This is a genomic window from Spirosoma endbachense (assembly GCF_010233585.1).
In the GTDB taxonomy this organism is placed as follows: domain Bacteria; phylum Bacteroidota; class Bacteroidia; order Cytophagales; family Spirosomataceae; genus Spirosoma; species Spirosoma endbachense.
This window is the reverse complement of the sequence record NZ_CP045997.1, coordinates 8,298,885-8,320,041: the sequence shown is the minus strand read 5'-3', so window position 1 is coordinate 8,320,041 and position 21,157 is coordinate 8,298,885. Positions and strand designations below refer to the sequence as shown.

Annotated in this window: 14 protein-coding genes and 1 pseudogene; 6 read left to right on the top strand and 9 right to left on the bottom strand. The window is 49.0% G+C overall.

What is annotated here, in order from left to right; genetic code table 11:
* Positions 1-11: 11 nt before the first annotated feature.
* The 4 genes from GJR95_RS33775 to GJR95_RS33760 form a co-directional block, all read right to left on the bottom strand.
* Positions 12-614: a Uma2 family endonuclease gene (locus GJR95_RS33775; protein WP_162390051.1), complete on the bottom strand. Its 603-nt coding sequence runs from the start codon at positions 612-614 to the stop codon at positions 12-14.
* 30 nt (positions 615-644) lie between these two features.
* Positions 645-1,988, bottom strand: a complete 1,344-nt coding sequence (argH, locus tag GJR95_RS33770) for an argininosuccinate lyase (RefSeq protein ID WP_162390050.1) — start codon at positions 1,986-1,988, stop codon at positions 645-647.
* Between the two features lie 400 nt (positions 1,989-2,388).
* Positions 2,389-4,464 (bottom strand): glycoside hydrolase family 97 protein, encoded by a 2,076-nt coding sequence (locus GJR95_RS33765; protein ID WP_162390049.1) that lies wholly within the window; start codon positions 4,462-4,464, stop codon positions 2,389-2,391.
* Between the two features lie 167 nt (positions 4,465-4,631).
* The gene (locus GJR95_RS33760; protein WP_162390048.1) at positions 4,632-5,882 is read right to left on the bottom strand and encodes an MFS transporter; all 1,251 of its coding nucleotides are present in this window, start codon (positions 5,880-5,882) and stop codon (positions 4,632-4,634) included.
* Between the two features lie 201 nt (positions 5,883-6,083).
* Between GJR95_RS33760 and GJR95_RS33755 the strand changes: the two genes are divergently transcribed.
* Positions 6,084-6,746 carry a DUF1345 domain-containing protein gene (locus tag GJR95_RS33755; protein WP_162390047.1) on the top strand — a complete coding sequence of 221 codons (663 nt, stop codon included), beginning with the start codon at positions 6,084-6,086 and terminating at the stop codon, positions 6,744-6,746.
* On the opposite strand, the gene GJR95_RS41735 is transcribed toward GJR95_RS33755, so the two are convergent.
* Positions 6,743-6,919 carry a hypothetical protein gene (locus GJR95_RS41735; protein ID WP_174260247.1) on the bottom strand — a complete coding sequence of 59 codons (177 nt, stop codon included), beginning with the start codon at positions 6,917-6,919 and terminating at the stop codon, positions 6,743-6,745. The two genes, GJR95_RS33755 and GJR95_RS41735, sit on opposite strands and share 4 nt — an antisense overlap.
* Before the next feature lie 60 nt (positions 6,920-6,979).
* Positions 6,980-8,215, bottom strand: coding sequence for a nucleoside recognition domain-containing protein (locus GJR95_RS33750; RefSeq protein WP_162390046.1), 1,236 nt, complete (start codon positions 8,213-8,215; stop codon positions 6,980-6,982).
* 129 nt (positions 8,216-8,344) lie between these two features.
* Here GJR95_RS33750 and GJR95_RS33745 point away from each other — a divergent pair, with 129 nt between their 5' ends.
* Positions 8,345-9,028 carry a M15 family metallopeptidase gene (locus GJR95_RS33745; RefSeq protein WP_162390045.1) on the top strand — a complete coding sequence of 228 codons (684 nt, stop codon included), beginning with the start codon at positions 8,345-8,347 and terminating at the stop codon, positions 9,026-9,028.
* A 205-nt stretch (positions 9,029-9,233) separates the two neighbouring features.
* Positions 9,234-14,252: a putative Ig domain-containing protein gene (locus tag GJR95_RS33740; protein ID WP_162390044.1), complete on the top strand. Its 5,019-nt coding sequence runs from the start codon at positions 9,234-9,236 to the stop codon at positions 14,250-14,252.
* 135 nt (positions 14,253-14,387) lie between these two features.
* On the opposite strand, the gene panC is transcribed toward GJR95_RS33740, so the two are convergent.
* Positions 14,388-15,227: a pantoate--beta-alanine ligase gene (gene panC / locus GJR95_RS33735; protein WP_162390043.1), complete on the bottom strand. Its 840-nt coding sequence runs from the start codon at positions 15,225-15,227 to the stop codon at positions 14,388-14,390.
* 137 nt (positions 15,228-15,364) lie between these two features.
* Between panC and GJR95_RS33730 the strand changes: the two genes are divergently transcribed.
* The 3 genes from GJR95_RS33730 to GJR95_RS33720 all read left to right on the top strand — a co-directional run bounded on the left by GJR95_RS33730 (position 15,365) and on the right by GJR95_RS33720 (position 19,000).
* Positions 15,365-16,171, top strand: coding sequence for a glycogen/starch synthase (locus tag GJR95_RS33730; RefSeq protein WP_162390042.1), 807 nt, complete (start codon positions 15,365-15,367; stop codon positions 16,169-16,171).
* A gap of 252 nt (positions 16,172-16,423) precedes the next feature.
* Positions 16,424-18,262 carry a glutamine--fructose-6-phosphate transaminase (isomerizing) gene (glmS, locus tag GJR95_RS33725; protein ID WP_162390041.1) on the top strand — a complete coding sequence of 613 codons (1,839 nt, stop codon included), beginning with the start codon at positions 16,424-16,426 and terminating at the stop codon, positions 18,260-18,262.
* A gap of 165 nt (positions 18,263-18,427) precedes the next feature.
* The gene (locus GJR95_RS33720) at positions 18,428-19,000 is read left to right on the top strand and encodes a DUF2911 domain-containing protein (protein WP_162390040.1); all 573 of its coding nucleotides are present in this window, start codon (positions 18,428-18,430) and stop codon (positions 18,998-19,000) included.
* 134 nt (positions 19,001-19,134) lie between these two features.
* Here GJR95_RS33720 and GJR95_RS33715 read toward each other — a convergent pair whose 3' ends face one another.
* Both GJR95_RS33715 and GJR95_RS42990 read right to left on the bottom strand, forming a co-directional pair.
* Entirely contained in the window at positions 19,135-21,030 is a 1,896-nt protein-coding gene (locus GJR95_RS33715; protein ID WP_162390039.1) for a YgiQ family radical SAM protein, read from the bottom strand.
* Positions 21,031-21,046: 16 nt separating this feature from the next.
* Positions 21,047-21,157 (bottom strand): annotated as a pseudogene (locus GJR95_RS42990) (IS701 family transposase); the annotation flags it as partial.

The following is a 21,157-nucleotide window of genomic DNA, read 5'->3' as shown; positions in this document are numbered from 1 at the left end:
GGCGTTGCTGGTTAATAGGAAATGTCTTCTTCGTCCAATAGGTTTTTGATATTTATCACACAGCCCTCCATAACGATTACATCATTGGCCCAATCCGTAATGATCCAGTCCTGATTGGGGAGAAGAATAATAATTTTCTGAATTTTTGAAAGCACCCATAACACGCGCTCAACGCCAAATGTGAACAGCTCCTGGGTTTTCTCGGAAATATAAGCCACATCGCTCCCGATCTCGTTCAGATCAATTTTTATGTCTACTTCCACAACGACCTTGGGCGCTACATCAAAATACTTACCTTTTAATGGGCCTAATTTCGCTTTTTCAAAAATGGCAATGTCAGCGGATAAATTATCACCAACGGCTACATGTAAACCCGATTCATTAGTTGCCGTAATAAACCGCTTCCTGTCTCGATTAATGGTGATATGCGTATTAATTAGCGATACCAGAATCGCCTGTAAATCACCACTGCCCATAATATCCTCGGGTTTGAGAATCCCTGCTACTACATCGCGATAGTCTTTGTAGTATAGCGGGCGACCATTGAGCGTCTCGTAAATGAGCGCATCGGGAATGGCTTCCGTTTGGACGGTTTCTTTGTCAGAAGATACCATAGTCGTATTAATTTTTAGAAAGTTACAGAATTAACGGCTTCTCCCCAACAGGGTTTCAATGGCGTTCTGGGCCCGATCAGCGCCAAAACCAGCAACTGCTTTAGCCATGTGATCGACAATGAGTTCGGTCCCTAAATTGCCAATACTGCCCTCGTGCGTATGGTGCAGGGTGCGTGGAGGATTATACGTATGTTCGGCAATCTCTTTGCCGACCGTCTGGTACGCTTCACGAAAAGGTACGCCCTGTAAAACGAGTTCATTTACCCGCTCTACGCTGAATAACAGATCATACTTTGAGTCGTCGAGCAGATTTGTTTTCACCTGAATATGCTCCAGCATGAACTCAGTAATGTCCAGGCAATCCAGGAGTTCGTCGAAGGCTGGCATCAGAATTTCTTTCAGCAATTGCATATCGCGGTGGTAGCCGGAAGGCAGGTTGCTCATCACCAGCGTCACCTCCATCGGCAGGGCTTTCAGCCGGTTCGTTTTAGCCCGCAGCAGCTCGGCTACATCGGGGTTTTTCTTATGCGGCATTATGCTGCTGCCGGTTGTGAGTGCATCCGGCAAAGTCAGAAAACCGAAATTCTGGCTGTTATAGAGACAAATATCCATTGCCATGCGCGAGATCGTAGCCGCAATTGCTGCCAGTGCGGTCAGGGCCGTTTGTTCTGTTTTTCCCCGGCTCATCTGTGCATAAACAACGTTGACGTGCATTCCCTCAAAACCCAGCAACTCGGTCGTGAGCGTGCGGTTGAGCGGAAATGACGAACCGTAGCCAGCTCCCGAACCAAGTGGATTTCGGTTGGCAAGACGGTAGGCTGTCTGTAGCGTCAGCATATCGTCGGCCAGTGCTTCGGCATAGGCACCAAACCAAAGGCCAAACGACGATGGCATGGCGATTTGCAGGTGTGTATAGCCCGGCAACAGGTCATTTTTATGCTGTTCTGAACGGTCGATGAGCCGAGCAAATACACGCTGGGTAGCCTCCGCAACGCGCCAGAGCCGGTCACGGGTAAAGAGCTTCAGGTCAACCAGTACCTGATCATTGCGCGACCGGCCCGAGTGAATTTTCTTGCCGACGTTGCCCAGAGCGCGTGTTAGCAGTAATTCAACCTGTGAATGAACATCTTCAACGCCCTCTTCAATAACGAAACTGCCTTCCTCAATGTCCTGATAAATGGCTTTTAATTCATCGTTTAACAAGCTCAATTCATGGTCGGTGAGCAGGCCAATTGTCTCCAGCATCTGCGCATGGGCAAGGTTACCCAGTACATCGAAAGGTGCGAGGTATAAATCCATTTCGCGGTCTCGCCCGACCGTGAAGCGTTCAATTTGTTCGGCTGTTGTGACGCCTTCTTTTTGCCAGAGTTTCAATTTCTTAACGAGCGAAAGAGTGAATGAGCGAATTGATGAATAGTCGACGCGAACAGTATCTACTCATTCGCTCAATTATTCCTTCGCTCATTAAAATATGGGCAAAGTTCGTAAAGAAAGTTGGTTGGAGCGTATGAACTCTCAAAGACTGTTCTGGATTGGGCCAAAAACTGTTTCGTTCAGCTAGGATTAAAGCCATAATTAAATGCCAGAATACAGGCGAATGACGGCTAAAGTGAGCCTCAATCGCGACCTGGTAACGCCCGGATTCATTCTATCGTCGGGATGACATAAAAACGCTCAATTTCCCTCTTTTTGAAAAGTATAAACAGCTTCGTCATATATAGTTCTGTAGGTGAGCGTACTTGAGTACGAGATTTATCTATTTTTAGAGATTAAGTTAGCGTTTAACGAATTGAATAGCGCAACCACCTCCTTTGGCCAGGTGAAGCGGCAGGGTTGTTTTAGCGGTCACCGTTTTCTTTTCAATGAGGTACGTTTCCGGATTCGTTTGCCAGTCCGTATTGGCCGCATCGCGATAAATCGTTGCCTCATAGGTGTTGCCAGAATCTAAAAAGCTCAAACTGAGCGATAAGTCACGGCTGTTTTCGTCGGTGATGGCTCCGGCAAACCAGCTAGAACTACCTTTGGCTTTACGGGCAATTAGCACATAATCGCCCGGCTCGGCGGCTATTACTTTGGTATCGTCCCAGTCCACCGGCACATCGCGAATAAACTGAAAAGCATCCAGGTGCTTTTCGTAGTTCTCGGGCAGGTCAGCCACCATCTGAAGCGGACTGTACAGCGTAACATATAAGGCCAGTTGTTTAGCCAGTGTTGTACGAACACGTTGCGTCCGTGTACTATCAAATTGATTCAAACGAAAGCGAAACAAACCGGGCGTAAAGTCCATAGGGCCGCCCAGCAGGCGGGTGAATGGTAGAATCGTGGTGTGTTCAGGCGGAATTCCAAGCGTTGGGGCGTTGTTGAATTCACTACCCCGAGCCGCTTCGCTGGCCATCCAGTTGGGGTAGGTACGATGCAGGCCAGTTGGGTGGGCTGATTCATGGGAGTCCAGCATGAGTTTATACTCAGCCGTCTTTTCGGCGACCCGCTGGTAGTGATTGATCATCCATTGTCCATCATGATGTTCACCCCTCGGAATAATACGACCGACATAGCCCGTTTTAACGGTGTTGATCCCCTTTTTCACCATAAACTGATAGGCTGCATCCATTCGGCGTTCGTAGTTTGTAACCGAGCCCGACGTTTCATGATGCATGATAATTCGAACTCCCCTCTGACGGGCATAGCTGGTGAGCGAATCCAGATTGTAATCCGGGTAGGGGGTAACAAAATCAAAAACGTCTTCTTTCCAGTTGCCAAACCAATCTTCCCAGCCAACGTTCCAACCTTCGACCAGTACGCCATCAAAGCCATATTTGGCGGCAAAGTCAATGTATTTCATGACGTTTCGCGTGTTGGCTCCATGCTTACCTCCGGCTTTTTCCCAGGTCGCTTTACCGATGTGCATTTCCCACCACATACCTATAAATTTCTGAGGTTTGATCCACGATGCATCGCCAATTTTTGAGGGCTCGTTGAGATTCAAAATCAGTTTTGACGCCAGTAAATCAGTTGCCTGATCACTGACAATAACGGTTCGCCAGGGTGTTTGGGCGGGCGTTTGAAGATAGGCTTTATTACCCACCGCATCCGGCACCAGTTGAGCCGTGAGCGTACGTTTTTGTTTGTCTACTCTCAGGTGCATGACCGGGTAGTTTACTAGTGCGGCTTCGTAGATGCTGATATACAGGCCGTTGTCTGTCTTGAAAAGTATCGGTGTTTGAACCGCGTCGGGCCCAATGACCGATTTTAAGGCTGTATCTTTTTCCCGGTCGGCCGCAGCAACGGCGTCGATGTCGCTGAGTTTGGTCGTGTTGTAGAGGTATTCATTCGAGTCATAATCTCCCGGCATCCAGAACGTTTGATGATCAGCCGCCAGAACAAACTGGGTCAGTTCATCGGCTACGATAAAATGAGTAAGTGCAGGCTGTTGAGGAAACTCATAGCGAAATCCCAATCCATCATTAAACACCCGAAATCGTACGCGCAACCGTATGTTGGATGCGGATTTGTCCTGCAATGTGAGCACTAACTCTTTGTGCTGGTTACGGATTTGGCTGATTTCCCCCCAAACGGGCTGCCAGTTTTCATCGACAGTGGAGGAGTCGGCGGCAATGAGGGTAAATCGAGATAGAGCTACTTGTGGTTTACTCAGAACGAAACCCAGGCTAGCGGGTTCAATGACGGCTTTGCCTTTATAGGAGAGCTGATAGGAAATAGTGCCTTCCGATGTGTTTCGTATAACCAGGCTAATGGATTGGTTTGGCGAGGTCGTGGAAATCAGTTGCTGGGCATATGACTTCGCCAGCAGAAGGCCAGATAAAATTATGATTAATAGATAGTTAGGCATAACTGGCTCGAAGTTTAGGAAATAGCAGAAACGCGAGTTGAGAAAATCTTTCCAACTCGCGTGCAGAGATGTGTAGAAGACCGATGTTTATAGGTCTTTGTTATAAAATCGATCGGAAAATACAAGCGAATCAGTAAGCGGTCAGTCCTTCTTCTCAACAGGCTGTTCTATGGCTCGCTTGTTTCTAAACGTTGTCGAAGTAACCAGAATCCGCAGGCTCCTACTAAACTTAGTAGCGTAATAGTTAGCCAATGTACAGAAAAACCGAAATGAGCGACCATCTGCGAGCCGAAGGCCGGAGCTGTGGTCTGGGCCAGTGCACCCCCCATTGAATACAACGCCAGGTATTGCCCCCGTGTTGCTGGGTTGGATCGTTGTACGGTGAATGATTGAATAAAGGGCATCACCAGCATTTCGCTGATTGTTGCAAATAGGATAAAAACCAGCGCGATAGCTATTCCTGATAGCCCTGCCCAGCCAGTTACGGCCAGGGATAGATAGGAGACCGCCGTCAGGATAACGCCTGTGATGATCAGGTTAATTTTCGATAGTTTCCGTTGCTCAAGTTCATAGACCAGGGCCATCTCAATCACGACAATAAACACGCCGTTTAGCGCCATCATCAGCCCGATTGTACTTTCCGTCATAAGGAGCACTCGCTTGAAAAACAACGGTACAATGGAGAACAACTGCATGAATACGGTCAGATATAAGGCTGCACATAGCACGAATGCAATGAATAATGTATCACGATAAGGTGATGCCGAAGAGACTGCCTTGGTTGATACATTGCTGATAATGATATGGTTATCTTTTGTAGCTAAACGTGTTTCTGGGACTGGTAAGTACAGCCAGAGGACGAAGCCTGCCACCAGGCAGGTCAGGCCATCGGCCCAGAAAAGCAGGCTGTAGTCAATTCCAGCCAGCCAGCCACCTACTGCGCCACCAACGGCCCAACCGAGATTAACGGCTAGCCGGTTGAGCGAGAAGGCACGCGTTCGGGTATCCGGATCAGAATAGTGAGCTATAGCAGCCTGATTGGCTGGCCTGAATGAATCGCTAAGAAGTGTAAAGGTGAAAACGCAACCGCAGAGCATATAGAAGCCAGTAACAAACTGAAGTAGCAGCAGGAAAGCTCCGCCAAATAGCAGGCTGAACAACTGGACGTAGTAAAATCCGAACCGGTCGGTTAAGCGACCGCCGATAAACGTACCGACAAAGGCTCCAAGTCCATAAACAGCCATGATAATACCCGCTTCTGAGACCGAATAATGCAGATACTGAGTAAGATAAAGCGTCAGGAAAGGCAGAACCATTGTGCCACAACGGTTGATAAGCATGACACCTGCCAACAACCATACGGATGGTGTCAGACCCTGATACGCATTCCTGTAAAGCCGAAGAGTATGCTGAACCATGACGCGAAAGTACGATGAATCGGAACCCTGCGGAATTTCTTATTGAGGTATCGGAATGATATGTTTACAAAATAGTGGGACTTTTGCCGAAAGCCGTACCACAGTTCGCCAGGGCAGTGGCTTTCGGCAAAAATTATACATAAAACTTTCGTTTCCCTGTCTTATAGCCAGGGAGATTTTTCGCTTCAATCAATCGAGGATATGCTATCCAGTCTGTTACTTAAAATCACTCGTTTTGATCTCAGCCATCGGCTGATCATTGCTTCGATAGCGGCTCTGATCGCCTATTTTTGGATGACAGATGTAGTCAGTGGCGCAGCCTGTGCAACCATTATCTGGATAGTTTTTGCCCTAACGATGCTGTTCCTGATGTGGCTGACTATTTTTAACGCGCACCCCCGCGAATTGCCTCAGCTTTTCCGCCTTGAAGATTCGAGCCGGATAATGATCCTGATTTTTGTGCTTATGGCCGCCGTGGCCAGCTTATTTGCCGTTATTGCCTTACTGGATTCCATAAGCGATGATAACCGGTCGGAGAGCATTACGCTGTCAATTCTGGCCGTAGCAAGTGCCTGGACGCTCGTTCATACGCTGTTTACGATCCGATATGCCCACCTGTTTTATGGCAATGACCCAAACCAGAAGAAACGGCCCGGCGGGCTGGAATTTCCCAATGACCCCGAACCGGATTATCTGGATTTTGCCTACTTCGCGTTCATCATCGGTATGACAAGTCAGGTTTCTGACGTAGCCATCAGTTCGAAGCGGATACGCCGGGTGGCTTTAGCGCATGGAGTGCTGTCGTTTCTGTTCAATACGATCATCATTGCGCTAACGGTTGGCGGCCTTTCCGGGAAGCTTTAATGGGGGCGTCCCCGAGTCTGTTTTTTTTCGTCGGCCCGAGCCTGTTCTTTCTCGTAATCTTCACGTTGTCGTTTGTCGGAGAGCAGCGTGCGATACAGGCCATTGAGTACATAAATGTCGTCTACTTCGTCGATCAGTCGATGAAGATGTTCGCGGACTTGCGGAATGTTCATGTAGATTAATCTATTGAGCTGTTTTTGTTAAAGGTATAACACCGTCACAGCTGTTTTTGCTCAGTGAAAAAAGAAATATCCGAGAGCAATACCTGCGATGACGCCAACTAAATCGGCAAATAATCCGTAGGGTATTGCATGGCGGGAGTTGCGGATGCCGACCGAGCCAAAATACAGGGCTACGATGTAAAACGTAGTATCGGCCGATCCCTGAAAGATGCAAACCAGTCGACCGACGAAAGAATCCGGCCCAAATTGTTTCATGGCGTCGATCATCAAAGCTCGGGCTCCGGCACCACTCAGGGGTTTCATCAGCGCTACAGGAAGCGCATCGGTAAAGTCGGTATTCATGCCAGTTAACGCAAACAGGTATTTCAGACCACCAACCAGGTAGTCCATAGCTCCAGCGTTTCGGAAGGCACCAATGGCCACCAGCATTCCCACCAGGTATGGAATGATCTTTACCGTTGTTTCAAATCCAGCTTTCGCCCCTTCGATGAATGTCTCAAAAATCGGTACCTTTTTTCGGATGGCACCGAGGAGAAACGATACAATGAGGGCCATCAGAACGACGTTGCCAAACACCTTGGAAAACGTTTCGATTTCTTCTTTGGGTCGGCCTGCCAGCAGCCACAAGGCGCCACCAATCAACGCTGTAACGCCACCCAGCCAGCCTAGTACAGTCGCATTGATGAGATTTATCCGCTGCTTAATGGCAACGGCTACCAACGCAACAACCGTTGTGACGTAGGTGCCAATGACGCACGGAATAAACACATCCGATGGATCGGTAGCGCCCAGAATTGCCCGTTGCGCCATGACGCTGAGTGGAATGATCTGTAGCCCTGACGTGTGCAAAACCAGAAACATAATCTGGGCATTGGAGGCTGTGTCTTTGCTTGGGTTCAACTCCTGCAAACTAGCCATTGCTTTGAGGCCGAAAGGCGTAGCGGCATTGTCCAGACCAATCATATTCGCCGAGAAGTTCATGATCATCTGGCCGTTGGCCGGGTGATCTTTGGGGACTTCCGGGAACAGTTTATGGAAAAAAGGACCGATGATACGGGCCATAAAATTAATAGCTCCTGCCTTTTCGCCGATGTTGAGCAGACCAAGGAAGAACGTCATAACCCCCGCCAGGGGCAGTGCAATATCCATAACGGCCACTTTCGACGAGTCGAAGAGTCCTTCCACAATGATTTTAAAAATCTCGGTATCGCCCAGGAAAATCAGTTTGGCCAGGGCAACCAGAAAAGCAATGACAAAGAAAGCAACCCAGATGTAGTTAAGAGCCATGCGTTGTTAATGAGCGAAAGAATGAAAGAGCGAATTGCCTTCATTTATTCATTCTTTATAGCTTGGTTAGAAATGCTGTAAGTTTACTGGATCGTTTGGCATAAACCAATTTTGAAGCAACGTAAGTCGATGAAGATACACATTCCTGTTTTTGCAGTTACTTTTTCACTCGTTCATACATTCGCTCTTTCGCTCATTGCGCAACACGTTGAAGAGGCAATGGTAAAACAGGGTCTGGTTGATGTGCAAAAAGTGGACCCGTCCATTTTGGTAGAGCTTAAATACTCAACGACCGACAACTTTGTCGGTAAAGACGTGTATGGAGACCTCACGCGGGCGTATATGCAACCCATGGCCGCTAAAAAACTCGCCAGCGCCAGTAAGTACCTGCAAGAACACCATCCTGATTTACGGCTACTGGTTTATGATGCTGCCCGGCCCCGTACGGCTCAGTGGAACCTCTGGAATGCGCTGCCTTCTATGCCCGAAAATGAGCGACAGAAATACGTGGCCGATCCACGAAAGGGCTCCATTCATAACTACGGCTGTGCGGTAGACTTGACCGTTGCTACCGCAGAGGGCAAACCGCTCGACATGGGTACGAAATACGATTTTTTCGGTGAACTGGCCTATCCATCCCGAGAGAACGAATTGCTAAAAGCAGGCAAATTAACTCAGAAACAAATTGCTAATCGTCTGATCCTGCGTACGGCTATGCGACAGGGTGGATTTAGTTCGATTGAATTCGAGTGGTGGCATTTTAATGCACTATCGCGCGAGAAAGCAAAAATGGCTTTTCGGATTGTTAATTAAGGTAGTCTACAATCATATGTATTGTGTTTACTTGTGGTAAATTTACTATAAGTTTATGTTTATATTTATTTGGTTAACTGACTGATTCGGTCGCTATAAAGAAGGGGTTAAAAATTGATCGTGTGAACCCATTATTTAATGATCAGATAAAACTCGAGAGCCGGGTTTAGAGTAAATTTACCTCAGTTTTACTAATCCAATTAATATGATGTTTCGATGTTTACGTAAAGTAAGCCAGCTATGGCTGTGGCTTATGGTTTTGCTCTTTGCCCAAGGGGCCAGGGCTCAGCTATTGACGGAAGATTTTAGTGCTGCAACAACACCTTATTCGCTAACGGCCCAGGGGTGGGTGGCTCATAGTGGTACGGCAACTTCAATAAGTGCTGTATCAACCAATTTAACATTTACGGGTCTGTCAACTGCGGGCGGCTCGGCTCTGGTGGCGGGTGGAGGTGGCTCTCGGGAAGATGACAATAAAGCGATTGGCTCCAGCGCGAACAGTGGCAGTGTTTATGCGTCTATGCTCATTAATGTAAGCAGCGCTTCAGCCACAGAAGACTACTTTTTTCATTTTATGCCCGGAAGTACTGGATCTGAGTTTACGGGTCGAGTAGTTGTTAAGCAGAGTGGGGCTGGTTATCAGCTTGGAATTGTCCGCAGTAGTGGCACAAACGTTTCCGTTTACGCTTCATCAGTATTAAGTTATAATACAACTTATTTTATCGTTGTAAAATACACATTTGTTGCCTCTACAACCAACGATGTTGCATCGCTGTTTATAAGTCCAGCATTAAGTAGTACGGAGCCCGAAACACCGAGTGCTACCTATTCGGCAGCAACCGGTGCCGATGCAAGTGCCATTGCAAACATAGCGCTTCGCCAGGGTAGTAATGCGTATTCGGTGGCAGTCGATTACATTCGGGTAGGTACAGCCTGGGCTGATGTGACGAGCAGCTCAACTCCTGTAGCCACCTTATCGACTACACCAACATCATTAACAGGTTTTGCTGCCACACAAGGCATCGCTTCATCATCTCAAACGTATACACTCACAGGAAGTACATTGGAATCGTCTCCAGTGTCTGTTTCTGCCACCACAGGTATTGAATTAAGTACAGATAATTCTTTGTTTGGCCCTACCTTATCCATTTCGCCTTCATCGGGGAGTGTATCACAGGTAGTTTATGCCCGGTTAAGTAGCACTGCTGCAACGGGTGCCTTCAGTGGTACAATCACCAATACGTATGCCGGAACACTAACGGCTTCTGTAACGGTTAGCGGTCAGGTCAATGCGCCCAGTGCGCCAATATTAACGGCGGCTCCGACTACATTAACAGGATTTTCGACTACGCAGGGTACGCCATCGGCTGAACAGTCTTATACGCTGACAACGGCTAACCTCACAAACGATATTACGGCTACGGCTCCGTCGGGGGTTGAAGTGAGCACAACATCGGGAAGTGGGTTTGGCGCATCGGTGATAATTCCTGCCGCTACGGCATCACCCGTGGTCTATGCCCGGTTAACTGCTGCTTCGGCTGGCCTGGTAACAGGTACGGTTACGAATGTATCGGGCAGCCTTACCGCTAATGTATCGGTGAGTGGAACCGTCAACTCCAACAGCCCATTCACGCCCATCTCGATCGTACGGGCTAACATCGGTCAAACCTATACGATTCAGGGCCGGGTAACGGTTACAAATCAACTCGGTGCCCGCCAGATTTACATTCAGGACGAAACAGGTGGTATCGTCGTTTACAGCAGTCCTACGGGAACAGATCTGACCACAATCGTGCAGATTGGTGATCTTGTACAGGCGCGTGGCCCGATCAGTGTGTTTAATGGCTTTACCGAAATAACGTCTCCTGCCGCTACCAATTTTACCATTGTTTCAGGAGCCGGAACGGTTGTGCCGACGCCTATTGCCATTACACCCGATCAACTGGCCAATTATCAAGGCCAACTCGTCTCCATTGCCAACGCCACCATTAGCGGTTCTGGCCCAACGTTTGCCGGTGGTGCAAGCTATACGATAACGGCGGGCGGACAGTCGGGTGTCATACGGATTAGCGCCAATTCGCCATTGGCCGGAGCAGGTCGTCCCAGTAACCCCGTCAGCGTGACGGGTATTTCCGATCGTTTCGTATCCGGGGCAACAACACCCGGTACAAATGGACTTCAGTTTCAACCACGTATTTTGCCTGATATTCCGGGTAGTACGGCTGCGCAGGATGCACAGTGTGGAGGAACGGAGTCTACTACTCTGTCCCGTGATCAGACGCTGGATATTGCCGCCTGGAATATGGAGTTCTTTGGTGCAGATGGTGGTACAATCATTTGCCCCAACGGTAACCTGAATTATAATGATATGGGGCCAACCAACGAGGATCTTCAGCAATCGAACGCGGTAACAGTCCTTAATAAACTGAATGCCGATATCATTGCAACGGAAGAGATAAGCGACATCGATCGGTTTAAGGCGACCGTAGCCGCAATACCTGGCAGCTACAGCTACGTATGTTCGGATAAGTTTTCGTATTATTTTCAGGATGAATGTACACAAACGCCGACCGGAAATCCACCTACGGTTTTCGGGCCAACTAAATATGCCCAGAAAGTCTGTGTAATTTATAACACGGCAACCGTAACACCAGTACTGGCTGAAACAAAAGCATTGCTCGTTGGCTCGTCAGCACGTTATGACTACCCAAGCGGTAACGGCTGGTCATCGGGCCGATTGCCGTTTATGTTTGTGGGTGATGTAACGATCAACGGTACAACACGTCGTGTACACGTTGTTGCTCTTCACGCTAAATCAGGAGATGCAGCCGATGATTTCAACCGTCGGCAGCAGGATTTTACCGATTTGAAGACCCTGCTTGATAATCAATACCCGAATGCGAACGTCGTAATTTTGGGCGATTACAACGACAAGTCAACGACATCGATCTATACAAGCTCACCAGTTTCGTCGTTCAACAATTTCGTAACAGATGGAACGAATTATAACGTTATAACGAAGCCACTCGAACAGCAGAATTGCTCGACCTTTAATTCATCAGCTAGCTTTATCGATCACATGATTGTTTCGAACGATCTTAGTGCTGGCTATATTGATAATTCGTCGTATGTTATTCAGCCGTTCAGTATTCCAAACTACGGAAATACAACCTCCGATCATAATCCGATCGGGGCTCGTTTCGATCTGACCAAGTTGTTTGCTCCAAACACGGCTCCAACCGTAGCCAATGCCATCGCCCCCCAATCGGCGACAGTAGGTACGGGTTTTAGTCTGGTGATTCCGGGCAATACCTTCACCGATGCCGAAACGCCAGGTAGCCTAACGCTGGCTGTAAGCGATCTGCCCGCCGGGTTGAGCTTTACGGCTCCGGCTACCATTTCGGGAACGCCTTCGACGAGTGTGGGTTCGCCCTTCACCGTTACCGTGACGGCTACTGATCCCGGTAGTCTGTCGGCCAGCACCAGCTTCCAGTTGATGGTGAATCCGGTAGGGGGGGGCACACCCGGCAGCTTTACCATCGCATCGGTGACCTCCATCAACTGTGCTACCCTCTCGGCGGGTGAGCGGAATGTGACCTTCAATCCGGTCTACAGTGGTGCCAGCGGTTCGCCGATTACCTTCTCGGTGGTCAACGAACTGGCTGAAACCACCACTGCGGGTCCGTACACGCTGCGGTTGTACACCGATAATCCGACGATCACCCTGAAGGCAGTTCAGGATGGCACTCAGGCCAGCTTCAGCTACAACTGGCTGGCAGCTTGTGGCACTACGCCACCTGCCAACACCGCACCAACGGTAGCCAATGCCATCGCTCCTCAGTCAGCGACAGTAGGTACAGGCTTTACGTTCGTGATTCCGGGCAATACCTTCACCGATGCCGAAACGCCAGGTAGCCTAACGCTGGCTGCAAGCGGTCTGCCCGCCGGGTTGAGCTTTACGGCTCCGGCTACCATTTCGGGAACGCCTTCGACGAGTGTGGGTTCGCCCTTCACCGTTACCGTAACGGCTACTGATCCCGGTAGTCTGTCGGCCAGCACCAGCTTCCAGTTGACGGTGAATCCAGCAGGGGGGGGCACACCCGGCAGCTTTACCATCGCATCGGTGACCTCCATCAACTGTGCTACCCTCTCGGCGGGTGAGCGGAATGTGACCTTCAATCCAGTCTACAGTGGTGCCAGCGGTTCGCCGATTACCTTCTCGGTGGTCAACGAACTGGCTGAAACCACCACTGCGGGTCCGTACACGCTGCGGTTGTACACCGATAATCCGACGATCACTCTGAAGGCAGTTCAGGATGGCACTCAGGCCAGCTTCAGCTACAACTGGCTGGCAGCTTGTGGCACTACGCCACCTGCCAACACCGCACCAACGGTAGTCAATGCCATCGCTCCTCAGTCAGCGACGGTAGGTACAGGCTTTACGTTCGTGATTCCGGGCAATACCTTCACCGATGCCGAGACACCAGCCAACCTGACATTAGGCGTAAGCGATCTGCCCGCCGGGTTGAGCTTTACGGCTCCGGCTACCATTTCGGGAACGCCTTCGACGAGTGTGGGTTCGCCCTTCACCGTTACCGTGACGGCTACTGATCCCGGTAGTCTGTCGGCCAGCACCAGCTTCCAGTTGACGGTGAATCCAGCAGGGGGGGGCACACCCGGTTTCGCCATTACGGGTGTCAACACGATCAACTGTGAGACGATCTCGGCTAGTGAGAAGAATGTGACGTTTACACCGGTCTATAGCGGAGTAACAGGCGATCCGATTACTTTTTCAGTAGTCAACGAACGGATTCCCACCACGAATCCTGGCCCTTACACGTTGCGGTTGTATACAGATAACTCGACGATCACCCTGAAGGCCGAGCAGTTAGGTGTGGTGTCGACGTTTAGTTACAACTGGCTGGCCGCCTGTAACTCAGGCACTCGAATTGGCGTTAATGAGCCCGGTGAAACCTTATCGGTGCAGATATTGGGCAACCCAGTGGCAAACGAATCGGTAGAGGTTGAGATTCGTGGAGCAACTGGGCAGAAGCTACACCTGCAAACGCTTGACAGCCGGGGACGTAGTGTAAATGTGACGACCATTGAGCGGGCTTCTGCGATTGAGCGTACTACACTATCGTTAGGCCGGTCAACAGGAGTTTATTTCTTACAGGTGACAAGCCCAACGCAAAAGCAAGTGGTGAAACTAGTTAAGGAGTAAGCTTACCAGAAGACGAATAATTACAAAGAAGGGCCACTCATCTGGGTGGCTCTTCTTTGTATTAATAAGCTAAAGATTGGAGTAAAGTAGCTAAGACAATTTATCCCGAATCAGTCGGTTTCTAAATCTACACACTTAAAACACCATATTGTCGATTAACCGAACTCTTCCCAGGTGAGCCGCCAGACAGATCGCTGTCTGTCCTGGTGCTAATACTTCGCCAACGGGTTGCATGGTATCCGCATTGACAACCTCAACGTATTCCAGTCGAAAATTAGGAATACCACTGAAAAAGCCCGTTACAGCAGCTTTCGCCTGGGCTGGGCTCTGGCCTTCTATCAGTAAGTCGTGGGCGAGTGTAAGCGCCTGAAATATGGCCGGAGCCTGTACGCGCTCGTCCGAAGTAAGGTTTTGGTTTCTGGAAGACATAGCCAGGCCGTCGGCTTCGCGAATGGTTGGGCATCGAACCAATTCAACGGGAAAGCTCAGATCGTGGATCAGGCGACGGACAACAGCTACCTGTTGAAGATCTTTCTGGCCAAAATAAGCCCGGTCGGGTTGAATAATATTAAACAACTTCCCCACCACAATGCCAACGCCGTTGAAATGGCCGGGCCGGAATGCGCCCTCCATCAGCGTTTCCAGATCACCGAAATTTAAGCGCATTGTGGGCGACTCCGGATAAATTTCGTCGACCGAAGGCGTGAAAACGAAGTCGCAGCCAGCAGCTTCAAGTTTTTGAGCGTCTGTTTCCAGCGTACGCGGGTAGCGGGCCAGGTCGTCGGCATTTGTAAACTGAACCGGATTGACGAAGATGGTGCTGACAACCAGATCATTGTCATGTTTGGCATTTTCAACAAGCCTGATGTGACCTTCATGTAAGGCACCCATCGTGGGCACAAGACCGATTTTGTGCGATGAGCGGAGCGTAGAAAGATGTCGGCGAAGGTCGACAATGGTATCGAAGCGATTCATAACAGTCGGCAAGTTTTTTCGGCTGCAATGATACGGGATTGGTATCTTTTTTGGATAAAATGTATTGAAATACGGGAAAAAATTGTATAATTTTGCAAGTTTTTTGAGAGTCTTAACAACACACCCCGCCCGTTTTTATGAGCAAATTACGCATCCTTTACGTGGCCAGTGAAATCAATCCTTTCCTGAAAACGTCCGACGTTGCCGATTTCGTCCGCAAATTGCCACAGGCTATGCAGGAGCGAGGAATGGAGATCCGAATTTTAGTGCCACGCTTCGGGCTTATTAATGAACGCAAAAATCGATTGCACGAAGTTGTGCGGCTATCGGGGATCAACATCGCCGTTGGTGATGAAGAAAAACCGTTGATTATTAAAGTTGCGTCAATTCCGACGGCCAAATTACAGGTTTATTTTATTGATAACGAAGACTATTTTCAGCGTAAGTATGTCTTCCACGATAAAGAAAACCGATTCTATGACGATAACGACGAGCGGGCCATCTTCTTCTGCAAAGGGGTTCTGGAGACGGTGAAGAAACTCGGTTGGGCGCCTGATATCGTTCACTGTAACGACTGGATGACCGCCCTGATTCCACTTTACCTGAAAACGACCTATAAAAACGATCCGATGTTTAAGGACACAAAGTCGGTTTTTACGGTCTATAATAACTCGTTCGATCACCGTTTTGAGGGCGACATTATCGAAAAAGCCCGCATGATGGATATCGATGATTCAATGTTGGCTGAACTGAAAACCGCCGATTTCCAAGGGTTTATTCGGATTGGTTGTGCTTATGCTGACGCCGTTGTTCGGGCTGAAGAAGAAACAAGCGAGAGCCTGAATGCCATTCTGAATGATTTGCCTGGACACAAACTCGATGCAACGGAAGAAGAAGATGTAACCGAACGGTATTTCAATCTGTATACACAACTGGCAGGCTAAATCTAAAATCGCTTCATTTAATGCGCAAAAACGTGTTGAATGACTCGATAAGTTGATAAAACTCATGAACCCAAAAGCCGGACATTCCGGCTTTTGGCGTTACTTTGCCCTAAGTCATTGCTCACCGACAGAAATAAGTCTTTCATTTGGCGTAGTACCATCGGTCTATTGGGCAGAACTAGTAGCCGTGGCAACCTATCAAATAGAAGTCCTAAAAAGGGATAATACCAAAATCGTAAACAGAACCGAACTATGTGCGGCATTGTGGCATACGTTGGGCACCGTGAAGCGTGTCCATTAGTGATCAAAGGGCTGAAGCGACTCGAATACCGAGGCTACGACAGTGCGGGCGTTGCCCTGATGAATGGGGATGGCCTGCGGGTATACAAGAAAAAAGGGAAAGTGGTGGCCCTGGAGCAGGAGCTAGCCGGTAAAGAACTTCACTCGACGATTGGGATGGGCCACACGCGTTGGGCTACTCACGGCGAACCAAACGATATAAACGCGCACCCGCATTACTCCTTTCATCGAAAACTGGCGATTATTCATAACGGTATTATCGAAAACTATGCGGCTATCAAGCAAGCCTTGCTTAAAAAAGGGCATACGTTCACCAGCGAAACCGATACCGAAGTCTTAGGGCAGTTTATTGAAGATATCTGGGAAAATAATGGCGGCACACTGGAAGATGCCGTACGGCTGGCTTTACAGGAAGTTGTTGGCGCTTATGCCATCGTCATCATGAACGAAGCTGATCCTACCCAACTCATTGCGGCCCGTAAAGGATCTCCGCTGGTGATCGGGGTAGGAGAGGGCGAGTATTTTCTGGCGTCGGATGCAACGCCGATCGTAGAATATACCAAAGACGTCATTTACCTGAATGATTACGAAATCGCAGTTGTCAAAAACGGTGAATTGACCGTTGTAACGCTCGATAATGCGACGACAACGCCTTACGTCCATAAGGTGGAGCTGGAACTGGAAGCCATCGAAAAGGGCGGATTTGACCATTTCATGCTCAAGGAAATCTTCGAACAGCCGCGCTCCATTGCCGACTCCATGCGGGGCCGGGTTCAGGCCGACGAAGGAATGCTGCAACTCGGGGGACTGCGTGATTATCTGGATAAACTGGCCAAGTCGAAGCGGATCGTGATCATCGGTTGCGGTACGTCGTGGCACGCCGGTTTGGTAGCTGAGTATATTTTTGAAGAACTGGCCCGGATTCCGGTTGAAGTCGAATATGCGTCGGAGTTTCGGTATCGGAATCCGATCATTAAAGAAGGCGATATCGTAATTGCCATCTCGCAGTCGGGTGAAACGGCCGATACGCTGGCCGCAATCGAACTGGCTAAATCGAAAGGAGCTACGATTTTTGGGGTCTGTAATGTTGTTGGTTCATCGATTGCGCGGGCAACAGACGCCGGTGCTTATACCCACGCAGGACCAGAAATTGGCGTTGCCAGCACAAAGGCGTTTACGGCGCAGGTAACGGTGCTGACACTAATGGCGCTGGCTGCTGCTAAACGTAAAGGCACGATCTCCGACTCGCTGTTCAGGCAGTTATTGGCCGAATTGGAAAGTATTCCGGCTAAGGTTGAGCGGGTATTGCAGGCTGCCGACAAGATCAAAGAGATTGCTTACATTTTCACCTACGCCCGAAATTTCATTTACCTCGGCCGTGGCCTGAACTTTCCGGTTGCGCTGGAAGGTGCACTGAAATTGAAAGAAATCAGCTACATCCATGCCGAAGGGTATCCGGCAGCGGAGATGAAACACGGTCCCATCGCGCTCATCGACGAGGATATGCCCGTGGTAGTCATTGCTACCAAAGATAGTTCCTACGAAAAAGTAGTTTCAAATATTCAGGAGGTAAAGGCTCGTAAAGGCCGCGTGATTGCGATTACGACCGAGGGCGATACGCATTTGCCGGGTATGGTCGACTTCACCATCGAAATACCAAAGGTGCACGAGATGCTGATGCCCCTGGTATCGGTGGTTCCTTTGCAACTGCTTGCTTACGACATTGCGGTCATGCGTGGTCGCAACGTCGACCAGCCACGTAATCTGGCGAAGTCAGTAACGGTAGAATAGGCAAGAAATTGATAAATTGAACTTTCGCTCCGAACTGTATTTCCATGCCACGGTTGCATTGTGTATCATCACAAACCGTGGCGCGGTAGTATAGTCTGGAGCGAAGGTGTTGAAAATAAAGCGTTTAATTTGATAGAGTTCACTGTTCCCCCTTTTTGTAAATACATGAAAAAAATAGTTTTACTTTTCGGATTACTGTGTTTTACGCTTGTTGCGGCAACGGCCCAAACCTTCAGAGGGCTCGACAAATCGCCGATGGATATGGCCTATTATCCCGATGACTACGCCCATGATCGCAAATTTGCACCCGCCAAAATTGGCACTGATAAGGCGATGGTTCGCGTTACCTACACACGGCCTGCCAAAAATAATCGCGAAATTTTCGGCAAATTAGTCCCTTACGGTAAAGTCTGGCGGGCAGGCGCTAATGAAGCGCCCGAAATTAAGTTTTATCAGGATGTTACAATCGGAGGGAAGAAAATTCCCGCTGGTAACTACGCCTTGCTCACCATTCCAAATGAAAAAGAGTGGACGATCATTCTCAGTTCCGACCTTGATCAGTGGGGTGCCTATAGCTACAACGAAGCGTTGGACGTAGCCCGCGTTAATGTGCCCGTACAGAAAGTCGACAATGCACTCGAAAACTTCTCGATTCAGTTTGCTAAGAAAGATGATAAAAACGCCATTATGTATTTGGGTTGGGATACGACAGCCGTAGCAGTCCCGATTTCGTTATAGTGGTTTTACCGACCCGTTCGAGTCGGCAAAGGTTCCTGAGTCGAAAAGGCGTCTGTCGTTGTAGTTTGAAACCGCAACGGCAGACGCCTTTTCAATGATTCGTGGCAATAAAATCCTATCGAAGAAAAACGCTGTTATCGTTTTTTCTTGCCTGAATACTTGCCCGGAAACGCAGGCTTACCCGTATTTTCATTCTTTGGACTACCCAACAGCCGCTCGACTAAATCGGGACGATTGAGTTTGTTCAGGCGATTTCGAATCCAGTTTTTGTATTCAGGTTTATACCAGAAGAAAAAGTTGTTCTGTGCCTGCTTTTCTTCCCGCGTTTTGGCTGTTTTGACCGGCTTTAGCGTATAGGGATGAACACCGGAATAGTAGATGACTTCGGCCACTGTCATGGGCGTAGGCGTAAAGTCCTGCACCTGCTCGAGTTCAAAACCCAGATCTTTCGTTTCTGCGGCCAGATTGGCCATGTCCTGCTCCTCGCAGCCAGGGTGCGACGAAATGAAGTATGGAATGAGCGGCTGCTTAAGGTTATGCTTCTCCTGAATCTTGTCGTACTTCTGCTTAAACAACTTGAAATATTTGAACGACGGCTTTCGCATAACCCGCAGCGTATCGTCGGATGTATGTTCGGGAGCGACCTTCAACCGGCCCGATACGTGGCGCGTAACCAGTTGCTCCATGTATTCGTCGTGATTACCGTCCTGGTTGTTTTTGTTGAAATCGTCGACGAGCAGATCATAGCGCACCCCCGAGCCAACAAACGCCTTTTTGATGTTTGGATTGGCGTCGACCTTGCGGTACAATTCTGTCATTGGTTTGTGCGACGTATCGAGGTTCGAGCAAATGACCGGGTGAATACAACTTGGGCTTTGGCAACGGGCGCAGATCGACTCGTCTTTGCCTTTCATTTTGTACATATTGGCCGATGGTCCACCCAAATCCGAGATATATCCCTTGAATTCAGGGTGTTTTGTGATTTCATCGACTTCTTTCAGCACCGACTTTTCACTCCGGGAGGCAACAAACTTGCCCTGATGGGCCGAAATCGTGCAGAAACTGCAACCGCCAAAACAGCCCCGGTGCATATTGACCGAGAATTTAATCATGTCGTAGGCTGGAATCGGTCCCCGCTTTTTGTATTTCGGATGAGGCATTCGGGTGTATGGCAAATCGAACGACTTGTCGATCTCGGCCTCGTCCATCGTCTTGAACGGTGGGTTTATGACCAATAGCTGATCGTCTACTTTTTGGATAATCCGGTTGGCCTGCCACTTATTCGATTCAACCTCAACAATCTTGAAGTTGGCCGCATATTTAATTTTATCCTTCAGACAGTCCTCATGGCTGGCCAGCTCGACCGAATTCCAATTATTATAATCGCGCAGTTCGGTGCTGGCATCGTGCATAAACGCTACCTGATTGATGTTTCGCATCGACGAAAACGGTACACCTTTCTGCGCTAGTTTCAGGATTTCGCGGAGGGGTTGCTCGCCCATGCCATATACCAGCATGTCGGCACCCGCATCAACCAGAATGGAAGGCATCAATCTGTCCTGCCAATAGTCATAATGCGTTACCCGGCGCAACGAAGCCTCAATGCCACCGAGTAACACGGGCACATCCGGATAGAGTTCTTTCAGAATTTTGGTATAAACAATCGTGGCGTAGTCGGGACGGAAACCCGCTTCACCGCCGGGCGTATAGGAGTCATTGGAGCGCAGGCGTTTGTTGGCCGTATAGTGGTTGACCATCGAATCCATGCAACCCGCCGTGACGCCAAAAAAGTATTTTGGCTTGCCAAATTTCTTAAAATCGCGTAGATCGTCTTTCCAGTTGGGTTGCGCGATAATTGCCACGCGAAACCCTTCGCTTTCCATGATTCGGCCAATCACAGCGGTTCCAAAAGCTGGGTGGTCTACGTAGGCATCGCCCGACACCAGTATGATGTCAACTTCGTCCCAGCCTCTTTTCTCGACTTCTTTCATTGTCAGAGGCAACCAGTCTGTAATGGGTCTTTCAATCATGAGTAAATAACTGATGTTACGCCAACTCCATTTGTGGATGTTGGCTGAGTTGATTTTTGAGGACGGCCAGTTCCGCAAAAGCCGCTTGCAGGGCTTTGAGGTATAACCGCCCTTTCAAGGCAAAATG

What these genes read in the sequence shown, in the direction of transcription:
- GJR95_RS41735 (WP_174260247.1), bottom strand. Translation starts at nt 6,919, where the DNA reads ATGAACATTCCGCAAGTCCGCGAACATCTTCATCGACTGATCGACGAA.
- GJR95_RS33730 (WP_162390042.1), top strand. Translation starts at nt 15,365, where the DNA reads ATGAGCAAATTACGCATCCTTTACGTGGCCAGTGAAATCAATCCTTTC.
- GJR95_RS33755 (WP_162390047.1), top strand. Translation starts at nt 6,084, where the DNA reads ATGCTATCCAGTCTGTTACTTAAAATCACTCGTTTTGATCTCAGCCAT.
- GJR95_RS33750 (WP_162390046.1), bottom strand. Translation starts at nt 8,215, where the DNA reads ATGGCTCTTAACTACATCTGGGTTGCTTTCTTTGTCATTGCTTTTCTG.
- panC (WP_162390043.1), bottom strand. Translation starts at nt 15,227, where the DNA reads ATGAATCGCTTCGATACCATTGTCGACCTTCGCCGACATCTTTCTACG.
- GJR95_RS33765 (WP_162390049.1), bottom strand. Translation starts at nt 4,464, where the DNA reads ATGCCTAACTATCTATTAATCATAATTTTATCTGGCCTTCTGCTGGCG.
- GJR95_RS33745 (WP_162390045.1), top strand. Translation starts at nt 8,345, where the DNA reads ATGAAGATACACATTCCTGTTTTTGCAGTTACTTTTTCACTCGTTCAT.
- GJR95_RS33775 (WP_162390051.1), bottom strand. Translation starts at nt 614, where the DNA reads ATGGTATCTTCTGACAAAGAAACCGTCCAAACGGAAGCCATTCCCGAT.
- GJR95_RS33720 (WP_162390040.1), top strand. Translation starts at nt 18,428, where the DNA reads ATGAAAAAAATAGTTTTACTTTTCGGATTACTGTGTTTTACGCTTGTT.
- GJR95_RS33715 (WP_162390039.1), bottom strand. Translation starts at nt 21,030, where the DNA reads ATGATTGAAAGACCCATTACAGACTGGTTGCCTCTGACAATGAAAGAA.
- GJR95_RS33760 (WP_162390048.1), bottom strand. Translation starts at nt 5,882, where the DNA reads ATGGTTCAGCATACTCTTCGGCTTTACAGGAATGCGTATCAGGGTCTG.
- GJR95_RS33740 (WP_162390044.1), top strand. Translation starts at nt 9,234, where the DNA reads ATGATGTTTCGATGTTTACGTAAAGTAAGCCAGCTATGGCTGTGGCTT.
- glmS (WP_162390041.1), top strand. Translation starts at nt 16,424, where the DNA reads ATGTGCGGCATTGTGGCATACGTTGGGCACCGTGAAGCGTGTCCATTA.